19 protein-coding genes are annotated in these 17,838 nt (G+C 36.0%); all 19 read left to right on the top strand.

Annotated elements, in window-relative coordinates; all coding sequences use genetic code 11:
• The first annotated feature begins 11 nt into the window (after positions 1–11).
• The 19 genes from HS129_07125 to HS129_07035 all read left to right on the top strand — a co-directional run bounded on the left by HS129_07125 (position 12) and on the right by HS129_07035 (position 17,837).
• A protein-coding gene (locus HS129_07125) for an IS3 family transposase (protein ID MBE7411821.1) occupies positions 12–1,171 on the top strand; the annotation gives its coding sequence in 2 pieces (ribosomal slippage) (positions 12–288 and positions 288–1,171; 1,161 coding nt in all).
• Positions 1,161–1,640, top strand: coding sequence for a hypothetical protein (locus HS129_07120; protein MBE7411820.1), 480 nt, complete (start codon positions 1,161–1,163; stop codon positions 1,638–1,640). The genes HS129_07125 and HS129_07120 overlap by 11 nt, the downstream gene beginning before the upstream one ends.
• Entirely contained in the window at positions 1,630–2,220 is a 591-nt protein-coding gene (locus tag HS129_07115; protein ID MBE7411819.1) for a NeuD/PglB/VioB family sugar acetyltransferase, read from the top strand. Before HS129_07120 ends, HS129_07115 begins: the two co-directional genes overlap by 11 nt.
• Positions 2,217–3,215 (top strand): N-acetylneuraminate synthase, encoded by a 999-nt coding sequence (neuB, locus tag HS129_07110; GenBank protein MBE7411818.1) that lies wholly within the window; start codon positions 2,217–2,219, stop codon positions 3,213–3,215. The genes HS129_07115 and neuB overlap by 4 nt, the downstream gene beginning before the upstream one ends.
• Positions 3,212–4,384, top strand: a complete 1,173-nt coding sequence (locus tag HS129_07105; GenBank protein MBE7411817.1) for a putative DNA binding domain-containing protein — start codon at positions 3,212–3,214, stop codon at positions 4,382–4,384. The genes neuB and HS129_07105 overlap by 4 nt, the downstream gene beginning before the upstream one ends.
• A gap of 73 nt (positions 4,385–4,457) precedes the next feature.
• Positions 4,458–5,630 (top strand): putative DNA binding domain-containing protein, encoded by a 1,173-nt coding sequence (locus tag HS129_07100; protein MBE7411816.1) that lies wholly within the window; start codon positions 4,458–4,460, stop codon positions 5,628–5,630.
• Between the two features lie 17 nt (positions 5,631–5,647).
• A complete protein-coding gene (gene neuC, locus HS129_07095; GenBank protein MBE7411815.1) occupies positions 5,648–6,820 on the top strand; it encodes a UDP-N-acetylglucosamine 2-epimerase (hydrolyzing) in 1,173 nt (390 codons plus the stop codon).
• A 36-nt stretch (positions 6,821–6,856) separates the two neighbouring features.
• Complete coding sequence (locus tag HS129_07090; GenBank protein MBE7411814.1) at positions 6,857–7,933, top strand: CBS domain-containing protein; 1,077 nt, start codon at positions 6,857–6,859, stop codon at positions 7,931–7,933.
• The gene (locus HS129_07085; protein ID MBE7411813.1) at positions 7,926–8,897 is read left to right on the top strand and encodes a Gfo/Idh/MocA family oxidoreductase; all 972 of its coding nucleotides are present in this window, start codon (positions 7,926–7,928) and stop codon (positions 8,895–8,897) included. The genes HS129_07090 and HS129_07085 overlap by 8 nt, the downstream gene beginning before the upstream one ends.
• Positions 8,898–8,902: 5 nt before the next feature.
• Positions 8,903–9,598, top strand: a complete 696-nt coding sequence (locus HS129_07080) for an acylneuraminate cytidylyltransferase family protein (protein MBE7411812.1) — start codon at positions 8,903–8,905, stop codon at positions 9,596–9,598.
• Between the two features lies 1 nt (position 9,599).
• Positions 9,600–10,370, top strand: coding sequence for an SDR family oxidoreductase (locus tag HS129_07075; protein ID MBE7411811.1), 771 nt, complete (start codon positions 9,600–9,602; stop codon positions 10,368–10,370).
• Between the two features lie 13 nt (positions 10,371–10,383).
• Positions 10,384–11,508 (top strand): N-acetyl sugar amidotransferase, encoded by a 1,125-nt coding sequence (locus HS129_07070; GenBank protein ID MBE7411810.1) that lies wholly within the window; start codon positions 10,384–10,386, stop codon positions 11,506–11,508.
• An 8-nt stretch (positions 11,509–11,516) separates the two neighbouring features.
• Positions 11,517–12,134 (top strand): imidazole glycerol phosphate synthase subunit HisH, encoded by a 618-nt coding sequence (hisH, locus tag HS129_07065; GenBank protein ID MBE7411809.1) that lies wholly within the window; start codon positions 11,517–11,519, stop codon positions 12,132–12,134.
• Complete coding sequence (hisF, locus tag HS129_07060; GenBank protein MBE7411808.1) at positions 12,116–12,892, top strand: imidazole glycerol phosphate synthase subunit HisF; 777 nt, start codon at positions 12,116–12,118, stop codon at positions 12,890–12,892. Before hisH ends, hisF begins: the two co-directional genes overlap by 19 nt.
• Before the next feature lie 42 nt (positions 12,893–12,934).
• Positions 12,935–13,786 (top strand): hypothetical protein, encoded by an 852-nt coding sequence (locus HS129_07055; protein MBE7411807.1) that lies wholly within the window; start codon positions 12,935–12,937, stop codon positions 13,784–13,786.
• 32 nt (positions 13,787–13,818) lie between these two features.
• Positions 13,819–14,535: an FkbM family methyltransferase gene (locus HS129_07050; protein ID MBE7411806.1), complete on the top strand. Its 717-nt coding sequence runs from the start codon at positions 13,819–13,821 to the stop codon at positions 14,533–14,535.
• Between the two features lie 256 nt (positions 14,536–14,791).
• The gene (locus HS129_07045) at positions 14,792–15,427 is read left to right on the top strand and encodes a hypothetical protein (GenBank protein ID MBE7411805.1); all 636 of its coding nucleotides are present in this window, start codon (positions 14,792–14,794) and stop codon (positions 15,425–15,427) included.
• A gap of 29 nt (positions 15,428–15,456) precedes the next feature.
• Positions 15,457–16,698 carry a methyltransferase domain-containing protein gene (locus HS129_07040; protein MBE7411804.1) on the top strand — a complete coding sequence of 414 codons (1,242 nt, stop codon included), beginning with the start codon at positions 15,457–15,459 and terminating at the stop codon, positions 16,696–16,698.
• The gene (locus tag HS129_07035) at positions 16,695–17,837 is read left to right on the top strand and encodes a glycosyltransferase family 1 protein (protein MBE7411803.1); all 1,143 of its coding nucleotides are present in this window, start codon (positions 16,695–16,697) and stop codon (positions 17,835–17,837) included. Before HS129_07040 ends, HS129_07035 begins: the two co-directional genes overlap by 4 nt.
• The last annotated feature ends 1 nt before the right edge of the window (position 17,838 follow it).

Below are 17,838 nucleotides of genomic sequence, written 5' to 3'. Positions count from 1 at the left end.
AGAGGATAAAAATGACCAAGGGACCAAAAACAAGGGAAACATATACAGAGGAATTCAAAAAGGATGCAGTAAATCATTTTATTTCATCCGGCAAATCAGCAAAAGAAATTGCTTCCAATTTAGGAATACGAAAAGATCTTTTGTATCATTGGAGAAAGAATTTACAATTCAAGAAAGGTGATATAATGGAAAAGAAAATCGATCCCAAAGATATTGAAATCCAACAGCTTCAGTATGAATTGTCCGAAGCAAAGATGGAACGTGATATCTTAAAAAAGGCTATGGCCGTTCTCTCAAAACTACAGAAATAATAGTATCTGTGATAAATGAAAACCGTAAGGAATATACGGTAGAGAGAATGTGCAGGGTTTTAGGAATATCACCCAGTAACTATTACAAGAAGCGGAGAGCCAATTCTTCTGAAAGAAAATTTCAAGATGGAATTCTGAAACGAAAGATATTGAATATTTACGAAGAGAACGAAAAAGTTTATGGAGCGAGGAGAATTGTAAAAGAGCTACATCAACAGGAAAATTTTATAGGGAAAAGAAGAGTAAAAAGACTCATGAAAGAGCTGAAAATACAGGGTATTCAACCTGCAAGATTTCAAGTCACAACAACTGTAACGAATCAAAATCTCCCAGTCTCTCCAAATCTCCTGGATCGAAATTTTTTTGCATATGCACCAAATAAAGTTTGGGTTTCTGATATTACATATATCAAAATAAAAAATGGATTTTATTATTTGTGTGTAATCGTCGATTTATATTCCAGAAAAGTAGTTGGCTGGTCGTTGAAAAACCATATGAAAAAAGAACTTGTGATTGATGCTCTCAGAAGTGCCATCAGAAAAAGGAAGCCTGCTTCGGGATTAATATTTCATTCGGACAGAGGTTCTCAATATCAAAGCAATCTGTTCCGGAAAATTTTATTCTGGAATGGTTTTGAATCCAGTATGAGCCGCAAAGGAGATTGTTGGGATAATGCAGTTGCAGAATCTTTTTTCAAGACAATCAAAACAGAATTGATTTATAGAAATAAATTTGAAAATTATGAAGAATTGAGAAAAGATGTTTTCAAATATATTGAAGTATTTTACAATAGGAAAAGACTTCATTCTTTCATTGGCTATCAAAGCCCTTCAAAGTTTGAAGAAAAATTTGTGGCTTAAAAATCTCTCCACTAAAACGGGTACACCTCAGTATGCTGATAAGCTTATTATATTTAATGGTGCGACCTTGAGTGTCGAAGTCCCAATAGAAAAATTTATTATACCACATCAGTCAAAACCCTATAACCCTGTAATGGCGTCAGTTTTTTATAAATGTGGTTTTATAGAAAATTGGGGTAGAGGGACTATTAGTATTGTCAATGATTGCAAAAAGTATGGTTTACCAAAGCCGACTTTTGAGTATGAGTGGGGTGCTGTAAAAGTTAGCTTTTTTAAGTCGCGAGTAAATGAGGGAGTAAATGAACTTTTTTCACTTATAAGATTAAATCCTAACAAACGATCAAAATTTTTCGCTACTCAAATGAAGACATCTGTTAAGAATATAGAAAGATGGTTAAAGAAACTAAAAGAAGAAGATAAAATAGAATTTCGTGGTGCGCCTAAAACAGGTGGTTATTTTGCAAAGTGAAACTACAAAACCTGAAATCATTCTCGTCGGCGGTGGCGGCCATTGTCGTAGTGTTATTGATGTTATTGAATTGCAAGATACATATAAAATTCTTGGAATTGTAGATTTACCCCAAAATGTTGGTAAAACCGTTTTGGGATATCCGGTGTTGGGTGACGATGCACAATTATCCGTGTTGTATAAAAAAGCACACCAGGCAGTCATAACTATTGGGCACATTAAAGATAATGCTGCGCGAGTGCGAGTGTATGAACAACTCAAAAAAACTGGCTACACGCTGCCTGTGATTATCTCTCCCCTTGCGTATGTTTCAAAGTATGCTAAGATAGGTGAGGGTACTGTGGTGATGCACCATGCCATTGTCAATGCTAATGCCGAAGTTGGTGTAAACTGTATCATCAATACAAAGGCACTCGTAGAGCATGATGCAGTTATTGAAAATCATTGTCACATTGCAACTGCGGCTGTTATTAACGGCGGTGTTCGAGTTTGTGAAAATAGTTTTGTCGGTAGCAATGTTACTTCAAAGCAAGGCGTTGTTGTTTCGGGTTTTATAAAAGCAGGCAGTATAGTAAAATGAAAGCAGTTTTTATCATTGCAGAGGCGGGAGTGAATCATAATGGTTCGCTTGATATAGCTAAAAAGCTTGTGGATGCCGCCAGTGAAGCGGGTGCCAATGCTGTTAAATTTCAGACTTTCAAAGCGAATCATCTTGTTAGTAAAAATGCCGAAAAAGCCGATTATCAAAAACAGACAACTAAAAGCAGTGAATCCCAATACGAGATGATAAAAAAATTAGAACTCACTGAAGATGCTCATAAAGAACTCATCGCCTATTGCAAACAAAAAAATATTGAGTTTCTTTCGACTCCCTTTGATCACGAAAGTATCAATCTGTTACATGAACTTGGCTTAGCCACATTTAAGATACCCAGCGGTGAAATTACCAATTTGCCTTATTTAGAGCACATTGGTCGCTATAACAAAAATATTATTCTTTCAACCGGAATGGCGACTTTGGGTGAAATTGAATCGGCCATCGATGTATTGGCTCACGCCGGTACTGAACGTGAAAAAATTAGTGTGTTGCATGCCAATACTGAATACCCCACGCCGATGCACGATGTAAATTTGCGAGCGATGCAAACTATTGGTGCAGCTTTTGGTTTGCCTTACGGTTATAGCGACCACACTCTGGGTATTGAAGTGCCTATTGCCGCAGTGGCAATGGGAGCGACCATTATCGAAAAACATTTTACACTTGATAAAAATTTGCCCGGCCCTGACCACAAAGCAAGCCTTGAACCGCAAGAATTAGTGGCGATGGTGAAGGCTATCCGTAATATTGAAAAAGCGTTAGGCAGTGCGATTAAACAGCCCAGCCCCAGCGAAGCAAAAAATAAACCGATTGCCCGAAAGTCGTTGGTGGCTAAGACAGCAATCAAGAAAGGTGAAATTTTTAGCGAACAAAATTTGACGGTCAAGCGCCCCGGGCACGGCATTAGCCCCATGCGTTGGCACGAGTATATTGGCAAGCAAGCCGAGCGTGATTATGCTGAAGATGAGTTGATATGAATGCAATCGAATTATTAGATATAATTAGTGCTGGCGAGACGAGTAAAGTACAGTTCAAAGAAAGTTTACCAAACCCAGAAAGTATGAGCCGTGAAATGGTTGCCATGGCTAACTCGCTTGGTGGTATGATATTCATCGGCGTTAAAGATAAAACAGGAGCTATTGTCGGTTTAGCTCAAGATCAAATTGAATATGCTGATCGAAAACTTGCAGAGTTTGCAGACAACCTTAAACCGCCTATATACATTACAACAGAAGTAATTAAAATTAAGGATAATAGCACCAGTAAGAATGTATTGGTCGTCCATATTAATCAGGGCATAAACAAGCCGTATAATACCGCGCAAGGCGAAATATATGTAAAGCAAGGTTCAAATAAACGGCTGTTGACCGATAATTCAGAAATTTTACGATTGTTTCAAACAAGTGCAAACCTGCTTGCAGATGAAATGGAAGTATATAACACTTCTATTGATGACATTGATGAAAAAATATTTTCTGATTATTTTAAAAAAGAATTTGAAAGATCTTACCAAGAAAAGGGGCTTACCTTTGAACAGGCGCTGAAGGCCAAAAAAGCATTGAGAAATAATCGATTGACGCTTGCGGGGTTGCTCTTTTTCGGCAAGGAGCCTCAAAGTATAAAACCCGCGTTTACCATTAAGGCCGTCTCATATTTTGGAAACGATATTTCTGAAAATCAATATAGAAGCAAGCCAAAAGACTTTACTGGCACAATTCCAGTGCTTTTCGAGAAAGGTATGGATTTTTTAAAAAGTAATCTGATGTTCATTCAATCAGGAGAAAGCTTTAATTCACCTGGAAAACTTGAAGTTTCAAGTATTGCGCTCGAAGAATTGTTGCAAAATGCGCTTGTACATCGAGATTATTTCAAGAATTCACCAATAAGATTGCAGATATTTGAGAATCGTATCGAAATAATTAGTCCGGGTAAGTTGCCCAATAGTTTAACTGTTGAAGAAATAAAATTTGGAAACCCTGTAATAAGAAATAACCAAATTGTTTCTTTTAGTATTCATACTTTACCTTTTAGTGGGTTGGGTTCTGGTATTAAAAGAGCACTATCACAGCAGCCCAATATTGAACTGATTAACGATATAGAGGGCGAACAATTTCGTGTGATTATTCCAAGACCTGAAAAACAGTAAATGGCTAAAAGATGGACATAGCTAAACGTAAAATCTGTGTCATTACCGGCACCCGCGCTGAATATGAGTTGATATGAATGCAATCGAATTATTAGATATAATTAGTGCTGGCGAGACAAGTAAGGTACAGTTTAAAAGAGAGATTGATAATGATGATTCTATTGCTGCTGAATTGATTGCTTTGTCTAACTCAAAAGGGGGAATAATTTTATTTGGAGTTGAAGATAAAAAGGGCACGGTATTGGGCTTAAATTATGAGCAGTTGCAATTATACAATAATAGAATTGCAACAATTGCCAACGAAAAAATAAAGCCACAAATATTTCTTTATACTGAAGTTGTTTCAGTGCCTTCGGGAACGGCAGAAAAGAAAATTTTGGTTGTAGAGGTTTCTGAAGGAATTGCGAAACCATATAAAGATAAAAACGGCACAATCTGGATAAAACAAGGTTCAGACAAAAGAAGGTTAATCGACAACAATGAGCAAGTGAGGCTGTTTCAACAAAGTGGAATCTTGTATTTAGATGAAATGGTTATTCCACAAACCTCTATTGATGACATCAACCTTGTAAAGGTAGAGCAATACATCAAAGTAATTCAAAAAAGAGAAGCCGATGAAAAAATTGAAATATCAGAAGCTTTATTAACGAATTTGAATATATTGAAAGACGCTCGTCTCACATTAGGCGGACTTTTATTCTTTGCGAAAAATCCGCAGAAATATAGACCTGCCTTTTGTATAAAAGCAATATCATTTTTTGGAAACAGTATTGGTGGAACGGATTATCGAAGCAGTCAGGATATTGAAGGTACTATTCCTGAGATTTTTGAAGATACAATGCGTTTTTTCAAAACAAATCTATATCATATTCAGGCGGGTCAGAATTTTAATTCTATCGGCAAATTAGAAGTTTCACAAACCGCATTAGAAGAATTATTGCAGAATGCTTTGGTACATAGAGATTATTCAAAAAATTCTCCAGTACGAGTGATGATTTTTGATGACCGAATTGAAATTATAAGCCCAGGAACATTACCCAACAGTCTTACGGTTGAAAATATAAAAATGGGAAATGCAGTCGTTAGAAATAATCTTTTAGTCTCTTATTGCTCAAAACTGATGAATTATCGTGGTTTTGGTTCGGGCGTTGCTCGTGCACTATCGCAGCAGCCCAATATTGACCTGATTAACGATATAGAGGGTGAACAATTTCGGGTGATTATTCCAAGGCCTGAAAAACAGTAAATTATCAAAAGATGAACATGGCTAAACGTAAAATCTGTGTTATCACCGGCACCCGCGCTGAATATGGGTTGTTGTATTGGTTGATGAAAGAAATAGAGGCCGATGTAGACTTGCAGTTACAACTTATTGTAACAGGTATGCATCTTAGCCCCGAGTTTGGTTTAACATATAAAGAAATCGAAAAAGACTTTAAGATTGATAAAAAGATAGAAATACTTTTGTCGTCAGACACATCTATAGGTATTTCAAAATCAATGGGGCTTGCACAAATTAGTTTCGCCGAAGCGTTTGATGAACTAAAGCCCGAAATTGTTGTCGTATTGGGAGATCGATTTGAGATTTTTGCGGCAGCGAGTGCTGCGATGATTGCACGCTTACCGATTGCCCATTTGCACGGTGGTGAAACAACAGAAGGTGCGTTTGACGAAGCAATGCGTCATAGTGTAACCAAGATGAGTCACTTGCACTTTACTGCAACCGAAGAGTATCGAAAGCGAGTGATTCAACTTGGCGAAGAACCTGATAGAGTTTTTAACGTCGGTGGTATGGGTGTTGAAAATATTAAAAGACTTAAACTTTTGACTAAAACTGAATTTGAAGAATCGATACGGTTTAAGCTGGCTAAAAAAAATTTGTTGGTGACTTTTCACCCCGTGACATTAGAGGCGTCAACGTCTGAAAAACAATTTAGTGAATTGTTGCGTGCATTAGATAATCTTACCGAAACACATATTATATTTACCAAAGCAAACAGTGACACCGATGGCCGTATCATCAATCAAATGATTGATGATTATGTAAATCAGAATTCATATAAATCGACTGCATTTACCTCATTGGGTCAACTGAGATATCTTAGCGCATTGCAATTTGTCGATGCGGTGGTGGGCAATAGCTCCAGTGGATTAGCTGAGGCTCCCAGTTTTAAGATCGGGACGATTAATATCGGTGATAGGCAAAAAGGGAGAATAAAGGCCGAGAGTGTAATTGATTGTGAGCCAAATTATGAATCAATTTTACAGGCATTCAAAAAATTATATTCAACAGAATTTCAATATGAATTATCCAAAGTGGTGAATCCTTATGGTGACGGGCAGGCGAGTAAAAAGATTGTTGAAGTATTAAAGAGCTTTCAGCTTAAGAATCTCTTAAAGAAGAAGTTTTATGATATCAACTTTAGTTTTTCATAATATTAAAATAATATAACTACTTAAAGAAATAATCCCATGAAAAACTGGCAATCCACACTTTTAGAAAAACACGCCACCATCCGAGATGCCATGCGTCTTTTAGTTAAGAGTTCGCTGCGCATTTTGTTAGTTTGCGATGAGAATCTAAAACTTTTGGGTACGATAACCGACGGCGACATCCGCCGTGCATTACTTGCCGACGCAAATATGCAAGACATTGCCGGGAAGGTGATGAACAGCCGCCCTTTATCGGTTAAGGCAAGCTCAAGTCGTGAAGAGCGGCTTTCACTCATGCAAAAAGAAGATCTTACTGCGATACCTATTGTTGATGATGAAAACAAAGTGCTCGGTCTTGAAACTCTGCATCAAGCGATGCAGCCCGAGCCGCGCGCAAACTCCGTGTTTATTATGGCGGGCGGTTTTGGTACACGCCTTGCGCCGCTTACCGACCATTGCCCTAAGCCAATGCTGCGTATAGGCGAAAAGCCCATGCTTGAACATCTTATTTTGCAATTTATGAGTTTTGGTTTTTCTCGATTTTATATATCCACCCATTATTTACCAGATATAATAAAAGAATATTTTGGAGATGGCAGTAAGTGGAGTATTGAAATAAAATATGTGCATGAAAATGAACCCCTTGGAACCGGTGGGGCTCTTGGGTTATTGCCAATGAATATTGGAGATTTGCCTCTTATTATGGTGAATGGTGATGTTTTGACTAAATTAAACTATATTAAGTTATTGCAATACCATGAAAAAAATAATTTTGATGCAACAATTTGTGTGCGTGAAGACGAGCATCGTGTTCCTTTTGGCGTAATTGAAACTAAAAATGAGCTAGTATATAGTATGGTTGAAAAACCAACCTATCGCTATAAAATCAACACAGGGATATATATATTAGATACAAAAATCGTAAACAGTGTAAGGGTAGGGCAAAAAATTGATATGCCTACTCTTTTAGATGAGCACCTTAAATCCGGTAAAAAAGTTGGAACATATACCAGTTATGACTACTGGCTTGATATTGGGCAGATGAAAGACTACCAAAAAGCACAGGAAGATATTAAAATTTATTTTAAAAATGAAAGAGTAAGCAAGTTTGAATAGAGTTGCAGTAGTTGGGCTTGGAAACATTTCCAAGCGTCATCGAGCGAATATTAAAAAACTTTATCCAGAATCTGAAGTTGTTGCAATTTCAGCAAGCGGTAAAAATTCTTCTCAAGAAGTTTCCAATTTAGATAAATATTATTCTAACTTAAAAGACTCAGTTGAAAAAAAAATTGATATGGCGATAATTGCATCTCCTGCAACTTTACACGCAGAGCACGCAAATTTTTTTATTCGCTTGGGCATTCCTGTCTTAATAGAGAAGCCATTGACTTCAAGTGAAATAGATTCTCAGTCGATAGTTGAATCATCTGAAAAGTTTCAAATTCCAGTAGCGATTAATTATTGTTTACGTTATCTTTCGAGTAGTCAAAAAATTTTGAGCCTTTTAAAAGAAGAGAGGATAGGAAAAATTTATAATGTATTTGCAGAGGTTGGACAATATTTACCGGATTGGAGAAGTGGTAAAAATTATAGAGAAACTGTTTCTGCAAGCGATACTCTTGGTGGTGGAGTTTTGTTAGAGTTGAGTCATGAGTTTGATTATTTGCAATGGCTATTTGGTGAGCTAAGTCCCTATTCTGCAATTTTACGATCGTCAGATGAACTTTCCTTGAAGGTAGAAGATGTAGCTGATGTAGTGCTTCTTGGAAGTAAAGGCGAAGTAATTTCCGTGCACTTAGACTTTTTGCAAAAAAAAGCATATAGAAAATGTAGAATGGTTGGAAGTTTAGGTGCGATAGAGTGGAATTTAATTCAAAATCAAATTACACTAATTACTGCAAAAGGAGAAGAGTTAATATTTGATGAAAGTAATTTAGATCGAAATGAAATGTATTTGAATGTGCTTCTTGACTTTGAAAGGAAAATCCAAGGCAAAAAACAAGAATGTGTTACTTTGAAAGAAGCAATGAATACGGTCATACTCATTCAAAAAATTAAATCAATTGCTTTGAAAAAATAAAACTTATGAAGATTTTTGCTTTCGTATTTGCTCGTGGAGGCTCAAAGGGTTTACCAGGTAAGAATATTATGGAATTAGATGGTAAGCCGTTACTTAAGTATTCGATTGATATAGCGAGAAGTATAGAAAGTATTGAGAAGATTTTTGTGTCAACAGACGATTCTTCTATTGCAAATATAGCCAGAGAGAACGGGGCAATTGTAATTGAACGCCCGAAAACCTTAGCAGAAGACAATTCGCCTGAATGGTTAGCTTGGCAGCATTCTATTCAATGGGTGACGGAAAACCATGGTAGTTTTGATTATTTTGTAAGTCTTCCTGCTACAAGCCCTCTTCGAAATAAAGAAGATATTGAAAACTCTATTGCAAAGATGCAATTGGAAGATGCTGATATTTGCGTTGCATACACTCCAGCTAATAGAAGTCCCTATTTTAATATGGTGAAAGTAAACGAAGAAGGTTGTTTAGAGCTTGTAAACAAACCTGATTCAGCAATTGTCAGAAGACAAGATGCACCAAAGGTATATGATTTAACAACTGTAGTTTATGTAAGTAAGCCCAAACATATATTGGAAAACTTTGGTTTGTTTTCAGGGAGAGTAGCAGGAATTGAAGTACCAAAAGAAAGAGCAGTCGATATTGATGATATTTATGATTTTAGGCTTGCAGAGATAATTTTAAGAGAAAGTAAAAAGAAGTGATATGTTAAAAGATAAGGTGGTAGTAATTACAGGTGGTGCCGGACGAATCGGTAGTGCTTTTATAGATGCGGTTTCTCGTCAAAACGGCATTGGTGTAATTGCAGATTTAGATGCAACCCAAGCAGAAATTCTAAAAAATAAAATTTTGGAGAAAGATCCTAATCGCAAATTGGAACTATTTGAATTGGACATTACCCTACCTCAGTCTGTTCAATCGATTTTAGAGTATTTGCATAAAAAGTATGGTAAAATTGATGCGCTTGTAAATAATGCATACCCGAGAAATAAAAATTTCGGGAAAAAATTCTTTGATGTAAGCAGTCAAGATTTTTCTGATTTTGTAAGTTTGCACCTTGGAGGGTATTTTAACATGAGTCAAAAATTTATTCAATATTTTCTGACTCAAGGATACGGCAATATAATAAATATCTCTTCGATTCAAGGTGTAGTTGCGCCTGCCTTTGAAACTTATGTTGGCACGGATATGCACTCACCCATTGAATATACGGTTGCAAAACATGGTCTTATCGGGATGACGAAATATATGGCGAAGATGTTTAAAAAAGATAAAATTCGAGTAAATGCTATTAGTCCCGGGGGAATATTGGATAAACAACCTGAAAAGTTTTTAACACAATATAAGAACAGATGTGGTGTTAAGGGAATGCTTGATGCAGAGGATTTGACTGGCATCTTAGTATATTTATTGAGTGATTCAAGTGAATATATGACCGGTCAAAACTTAATCGTAGATGATGGTTTTGTACTTTAGAAAGGAATAGGGTATGACAAAAGTAATTTACTGTAAAAATTGTATGAATATGTCCACCAGACCCAGGATCAAGTTTGATGATCGGGGCTGGTGCAACGCATGTCAGTGGATGGAAGAAAAGAAAAAGCTTGATTGGTCTGTTAGAGAAAAAGAGCTTTTGGAATTACTGGAAAAAAATAGAAATAAGCACGCAACATTTGACTGTATAGTTCCTGTAAGCGGGGGCAAAGATGGCTCGTATGTGTCTTACTCTTTAAAACATAAATACAAAATGCGGCCTCTTACCGTTACGATTCGACCTCCATTAGAACTTGAACTTGGGCATACCAATTTACTGAATTTTACACAAAGCGGTTATGATCATATTCATATAACTCCCGATTCTGAGATTATGCGCAGAATGAATAAAATGGGATTCATTGAAAAAGGTTTTCCTTATTACGGCTGGCTTACAGCAATTATGACTGCTGTGATTCGTGTTGCAATCAATTTCAAAATTCCTTTGCTCTTTTACGGTGAAGATGGGGAGGTAGAATACGGAGGTTCAACCGAATCGAAGTACAATCCGATTTATGATATTCATTATATGAAGAAAATTTATCTGGAAGGCGGTCATGACAGATTTTTAAACCAGTGTGGGACTCCGGAAGAACTTTACTTTTTCAATTTTCCGTCTGATGAAGAAATCAAAAATGCAGATCTTTCATTCACGCATTGGTCTTACTATGAGGCGTGGGATTCATACAGGAATTATCTGGTGGCAAAGGAGCATTGCGGTCTGGTAGAGCAAGAATCTCCGAATTCCGGAACATTTACCAATTTTGCACAAAATGATCAGGCTTTGTATTCCCTACATGCATATCTTATGTATTTGAAATTCGGGTTCGGAAGAGCCACACAAGATGCAGGAATTGAAATTCGTCGCGGTGCAATGACAAGAGATCAGGCAATAGAACTGATCAAACTATATGATAACCAGTATCCTGAAGAATTTATTCAGGATTATCTGAAATACTACCAAATGAGTATGGAAGTGTTTGATGCAGTTCTGGATAAATGGGTGAACAAAAATATATTCAAAAAAGAAAAAGGCCGTTGGATGCCTACTTTTATTCCGGGCGAAGATTTTGAATGTTAGTAGGAGTTGTGAACTATGGCGCCGGTAATCTGTATTCAATCATGGGTGCTTTGGAGTATTTACAAGCACCTTATGAACTGATTAGTGATGGGAAAAGATTATCCGGTTGTTCTCATATTCTTTTGCCAGGTGTAGGTTCTTTTCGTAAAGCAATCTCAAAGCTGAATGAACTGGATTTGAGTAATCCTATTATCGAATGTGCAAAAATTTCAAAAATCCCAACACTGGGAATTTGTCTGGGGATGCAACTATTGTGCGGATCGAGTGATGAGGATGGATTTACAGAAGGGCTGAAACTTGTTGAAGGTCATTTCTCATTGTTTGACAGTTTAAAAAGAAAAGTTCCCCACATAGGATTTGATTCTGTTTATCCCGACAAAAATTCAAGATTGTTCGGAGGAATTATTGAAAAAGCCGACTTTTATTTTGTTCACAGTTACAGACTTATTGATACGGAGGAAGATATAAAGTATTCATATACCGAACACGACGGGGAGCGATTTATATCTGCTTTTGAAAAAGAAAATATTTTCGGAACACAATTTCATCCTGAATTGAGTCAAAAAAATGGGCTTAGGTTAATTAAGAATTTTCTGGAGGTAAATTCTTGGCAAAAAAAAGACTAATCTTCACTCTTCATTATAATTCAGGATTTTTTTGTCTTAGCCGCAATTTCAGACTTCAAAAAGCGGGAGATCTGAACTGGCTGAATAAAAATTATAATTTTCCAAAGATTGCTTTTTCTATTGATGAACTGGTCGTACTGGATGTAAACCGGGAAAACCGGAGTCCAGAATTTTTTCAAGAAGTATTGCGGGAATTGGCAAAAGAAATTTTTGTTCCGATTGCTGCCGGAGGCGGTATCAGGACTTTTCAGGATGCAAAAAATTTATTTGAAAACGGAGCGGATAAAATAGTAGTAAATTCGGTATTGTATAAAAATCCTGATGTTGTTAAATCTATTGCTGAGGTTTATGGGGCACAAAGTATGGTTGCTTCTATTGACTACAATCTAAACCAAATGAATGTTCCAGAAGTGTATATTGAAAATGGAACTGAAAAGATTAATTTGTCATTAAGCGAATATCTTAATCAGGTAAATAAATTACCTGTTGGCGAAATATATCTTCATTCAATGCGTCAAGATGGGACAGGACAGGGATACGATATGAATTTATATTCTATTTTATTTGGATTGTTGCAAAAGCCATTAATTGTTTCCGGGGGAGCAGGCAATCGTTACCACTTTGAGGAAGCATTGTCTATGGAATATATAGACGCTGTTTCCACAGCAAATTTATTTAACTTTATCGGGAACGGTTTGCCAGGAGCAAGGGAATATCTGCTTGAGAAAAATATCAATCTGCCTGTTTTTGAAAGTTAGAAGTTTTCTATAGGTGACGGGTATTTAAAAGGATAAAAGCAAATGATTAGAAAAATTATTTACTTGATTGTTAGAAAGATATTTCATACCTTTTGGTATTTACATAAGCCTTTGGTTAAAAAAAATATTAAATATAAAGATATTCATAAGGGTGAGACATGTTTGATATTTGGAAATGGAGCTTCTTTGAAGTATTATGATTTTAAAGTGCTACCTAAGATTCCAGCGATTGCCTGTAATTTTTCTCCTATTGACAAGAGAATGAAAGATGTGGATTTTAGATATTGGGTATTGGCAGATTCGTATGGATTTTATCCGTATTATTATCATTTGCATAGTCACTCATTTCGAGAGAATTTCTTTATTGTAAAAGGGAAAAGCCTTTTAACAAAAAACCAAGATAAGATTATTTTTACAAGTATAACTAGTCTTTATGCACCAAAAAAAGGATTAGGGGAGTTGGTATATTTTAATCATTATGGAGATAAGAAGAAAGCAAGCTACGACCTTGCAGGAAGTTTTACGATTAGCAAAAGTTCTCTTCATGCAATGATTGGAGTTGCCAAGTATATGGGTTTTAAAAAAGTAATACTACTTGGTTGTGATTATTTAGGATTGCCAAAATTAGAAGGACATTTCTATTCAGACAGAGTTCCAGCGTTCGGCGAGGATAGTCCGGAGTATCAGCTCCCAGTCACGAAATTACTACAATCGCTCGGATTAGAAATTGTATTAATTTTTCCGAAAGGGATAAAAAATCCTGATTTTCCGTCTTATTCTTTTGAAGAATATTTTGGGACTAAGGATAAGTATCAAGAGAATATAGAATTTATTGACCCTGAATTTTTAAGGTTAATGAGAGAAGCGGCAAAAGTTGGACAAGTGTATATGTGATGGTTTTTAGTAAGGCTTAGACACGAGGAAGAATGAAAAAAAAAATAAACAGATATATAGTATCAATTATAGCTTTATTTTTTAGATTTACTGCTTGGTTTGAATTTAAAATACTTAGACAAGCAAAATTTCAATCGTTAGATCAAAGGCAAGAATATGTATTTTCTTCAGTTGAATGGGAAGGGGGACGAGAACATTATGTTTGTTTTCCATATGACCAAGCGATATCTAAGCATGTATATGTTGATGGTCATTTTGGTTGGACGCATGTTCCGCGAGTGTTAAAAATACTGGGTTCTGATTTTAAATTAAAAACACTGATAGACATAGGGGCAAATATTGGAACAATTTCGATCCCTATTGTGAAAAGAGGTTTGGCGGAAAGAGCAATTGCGTTTGAACCTGAACCTAGAAATTTTCGTACACTTATGGCGAATATATATATAAATGGGCTGGCTGATAAAATCGTAGCATATAATCTAGCTTTAGGCTCTGAGGAGAAAGACGTTATATTTGAATTATCAACAGACAATAGCGGTGATCATAGAGTAACGGTAAGTGAACAAGATGGAATGTATTCTGAATCTCGGAGAAAAAAAATAACTGTAAAATCAAAATCTTTGGATGAAATGTTTCCTGTTTCAAAGAATAATGAGTGTCTTATTTGGATGGATACACAAGGATACGAGGGAAAAATTTTAGAAGGAGCGAAAGAAATTTGTAAGGCAAGAATACCAATGGTAAATTGAATTTTGGCCTTATGGACTTATTCGATCTGATTCTTATGAACCTTGAAATGTGGAATGCTTTATTATAAATACTATTATGATTTAGCAGAAGTGAATCCAAATAAAATGGAAGTCACAGAAAATGCTATAGATATCCTATTCGATAAATTTAAACACAATGATGGTTGGATGGATTTGCTTTTATTGTAATTGTAGATATTCAGTAGAATTTCGTCTTTTTGCGGTAGGGTTATAAAATGCAATAAATTAGGAAAAAATGGAAAAAGATTTAGATATAGAATCACGAAGAATTGTCGGGGGTCATGTTACATTTGCCCAAGCTCATCAGGATTTATTTGTAAGGAAAATGCTGAATTTTAAAAGGCAAGGTTTCTATCTGGAGATTGGAGCTGGAGAGCCTAAGCAATCGAATAATACCTATATTTTAGAATCCGAATTAGGCTGGAATGGTTTTTCCCTTGATATTGATTCCAAAATAGTGGAAGATTATAATTTAGCTCGTAAAAACTTGGCTCTAAAACAAGATGCGACTAATTTTGATTATGCTTCAGAATTTCGTAAAAGAAGCTTTCCAAAACAGATCGATTATCTCTCTCTGGACATTGATCCTGCCGAGATCACATACCAAGCCCTCTTAAAGCTACCTCATACTGAATATCGGTTTTCTATTATTACATACGAACACGATAATTATTTGAGTGGTAGTGAATGGATGAATAAGTCTCGTGCTTTTTGGTTAGAACTTGGCTATATAAGAGTTGTTTCTAATGTCAAATGTCGGGAAAGAGACTTTGAAGATTGGTATGTAGATCCTTATGTAATATCTGAAGAAATCTATAAACCGTTTGTGGCAGAAAATATTGAATGTGCAGAGATATTTGTCAGTAAATAAAGCGATTCACGCGAATAGAAAGGAAACATATGAACAAAAAAGTAAAAGAAATAACGGAGTGTAGGATTAGTGGAAGTAAGAATTTGATTTCTGTTTTGAATCTCGGCGAACAGGTATTAACAGGTGTATTTCCAAGTGATAAAAAAGATCAAATAACTTCTGGCCCACTTGAGCTAGTTCTTTGTCCGGATAGTGGGTTGTTGCAGTTAAAACATTCTTATGATCTCGATGAAATGTATGGAATGAATTACGGTTATCGATCTGGACTCAATCAAACAATGGTAAAGCATCTACAGGAAAAGGTAAATTTTTTAGTTAGACTGTGTCCACTTGCGTTAGGCGATGTTGTATTGGATATCGGTAGTAATGATGCAACCACGCTTAAGTCATACAATGTAGATGGATTGAAACGTATCGGAATTGATCCAACAGGTAAAAAGTTTTTTGAATACTATACAGATGGAATAGAGCTTGTTTCTGATTTTTTTACTGCTACGGCTTATCGTCATAAATTTCCAAACCAAGGGGCTAAGATCATTACTTCGATTGCAATGTTTTATGATTTGGAATCACCTAAGAAATTTGTTCTGGATATAGCGGATGTATTAGATTTAGATGGAATCTGGCATTTTGAGCAGAGCTATATGCCTACAATGTTACGCATGAATGCTTTTGATACAGTCTGTCATGAGCATTTGGAATACTATTCACTCGGAGTTGTTAAAAAATTATTAGAAGAATGTGGGCTTCGAGTCATCGATGTCCAAATGAATTCCATCAATGGTGGCAGTTTTGCTGTAACCGCAGCTAGAAAAGGTTCAACGCATAAAGCAAATGATGCAATTATCAACTGGATGCTAGAACAAGAAGATAGAATGGGCTTACAAAGTCCAGCTCCCTATCGTCGCTTCGAGGAAAGAGTTTTTCAACATAAGGAAAATCTTTTGAGCCTTGTCCGAGCATTGACATCCGATGGAAAAAAAGTAATTGGCTATGGAGCGTCCACTAAGGGTAATGTGCTACTACAGTTTTGTGGACTAACAGAAAAGGATATTCTCTATATCGCTGAAGTGAATCCAAATAAATATGGGGCTTACACACCGGGAACACTCATTCCAATTATTTCCGAAGAAGAAGCAAGAAAGATGAAGCCTGACTATATGCTAGTCTTGCCTTGGCATTTTAGAGAGTCGATTATTCAAAGGGAACAAGAATATCTATCAGGTGGTGGTAAATTGATTTTTCCTCTACCCGAAATAGAAATTTTATGATAAAAGCTGAAATGAAAAAAACATTCTTTAAAGATACTGTTCTTCCAAGAATTAGTTTTCCTCTTTATTGGATAACAAGAATTATCCTGATACCACTCGGAGTTTTTTTTTTCTCGAAAGTAAAGAGAGAAACTACTACGGGTAATTCTATTTGTCTAGAAGCAGGAGCAATTGGTTGGCTTTCTATAGAATTTAAAGAATTGTATACGACTGCCTGTGAATATATAGGCAAGGAACGCGTTCAGAAAGTGGTAATCCAAAAAGATAAGGGCTACTTTGAACAAGTAAAAGAAGCAGTTAATCAGCATAAGCCTAACCATTATTTTTATGATCCGAGAACTGGAAATCAAAATTGGTTCAAGGCTATTGTGGAAGCATTTCGTATCGTTTTTTTATTTTCTAGTAGGGGAATTATTCCGATTGTTTTACTTGCAGATTATTCTTATCGAACTTGGAGGGTGCAAGCTGTTATCCTCACTGCTCTTAGAGGGGTTGTAATTAGTTTTTTAGCACCTAGTGAGGGTTATCCGCTATTCCCGCATAACAGGATAGTAGCCCCAAATCTAATGCCTTTATCTATGACAACTCTTTCTATGCTTGATAAGATCAATGATGCTCGTCCTAAAAAATTAGAAAAGAAAGCTCTCTTTGTTGGATCGCTTTATGAACCAAGGACTACATTTTTAAAATCCGTCGCTACAATATTAAAGACAAAAAAACTTACTTTAGAAATCAGAGGACGAATTCCTGGAGAGCATAGAAAGTCCGATGAAGAATATTGGAAAATTTTAAGTCATTCGGCGGTTATCGTTACAACAGCCGAGCAAATTGATTTACCGATTAACGATTGGAAGTGGATAACACAGTTGACTTATAGATATTTAGAAACTCTTGCTGCAGGAACTTTGCTTATTGCACCTGAAGTGCCGGGGATTAAAAGATATTTTATACCAGGCGAACATTTTATTTCGTATAATTCTATCCAAGATGCTGTAGAGAAAATTCAATTTTATCTTACTAATAAAAAGGAAAGAGAAAAAATTGCAGCTTGTGGAAGAGAGCGAGCTCGTCAATTGATAATGAGTAGAATTTATTGGCTGAGTATAGACACAGTTCTCGGCAAAGATTCATTGACTTGAT

This window comes from Leptospiraceae bacterium (assembly GCA_015075105.1).
Taxonomy (GTDB): domain Bacteria; phylum Spirochaetota; class Leptospiria; order Leptospirales; family Leptospiraceae; genus JABWCC01.
This window is presented reverse-complemented; position numbering and strand designations above follow the sequence as displayed.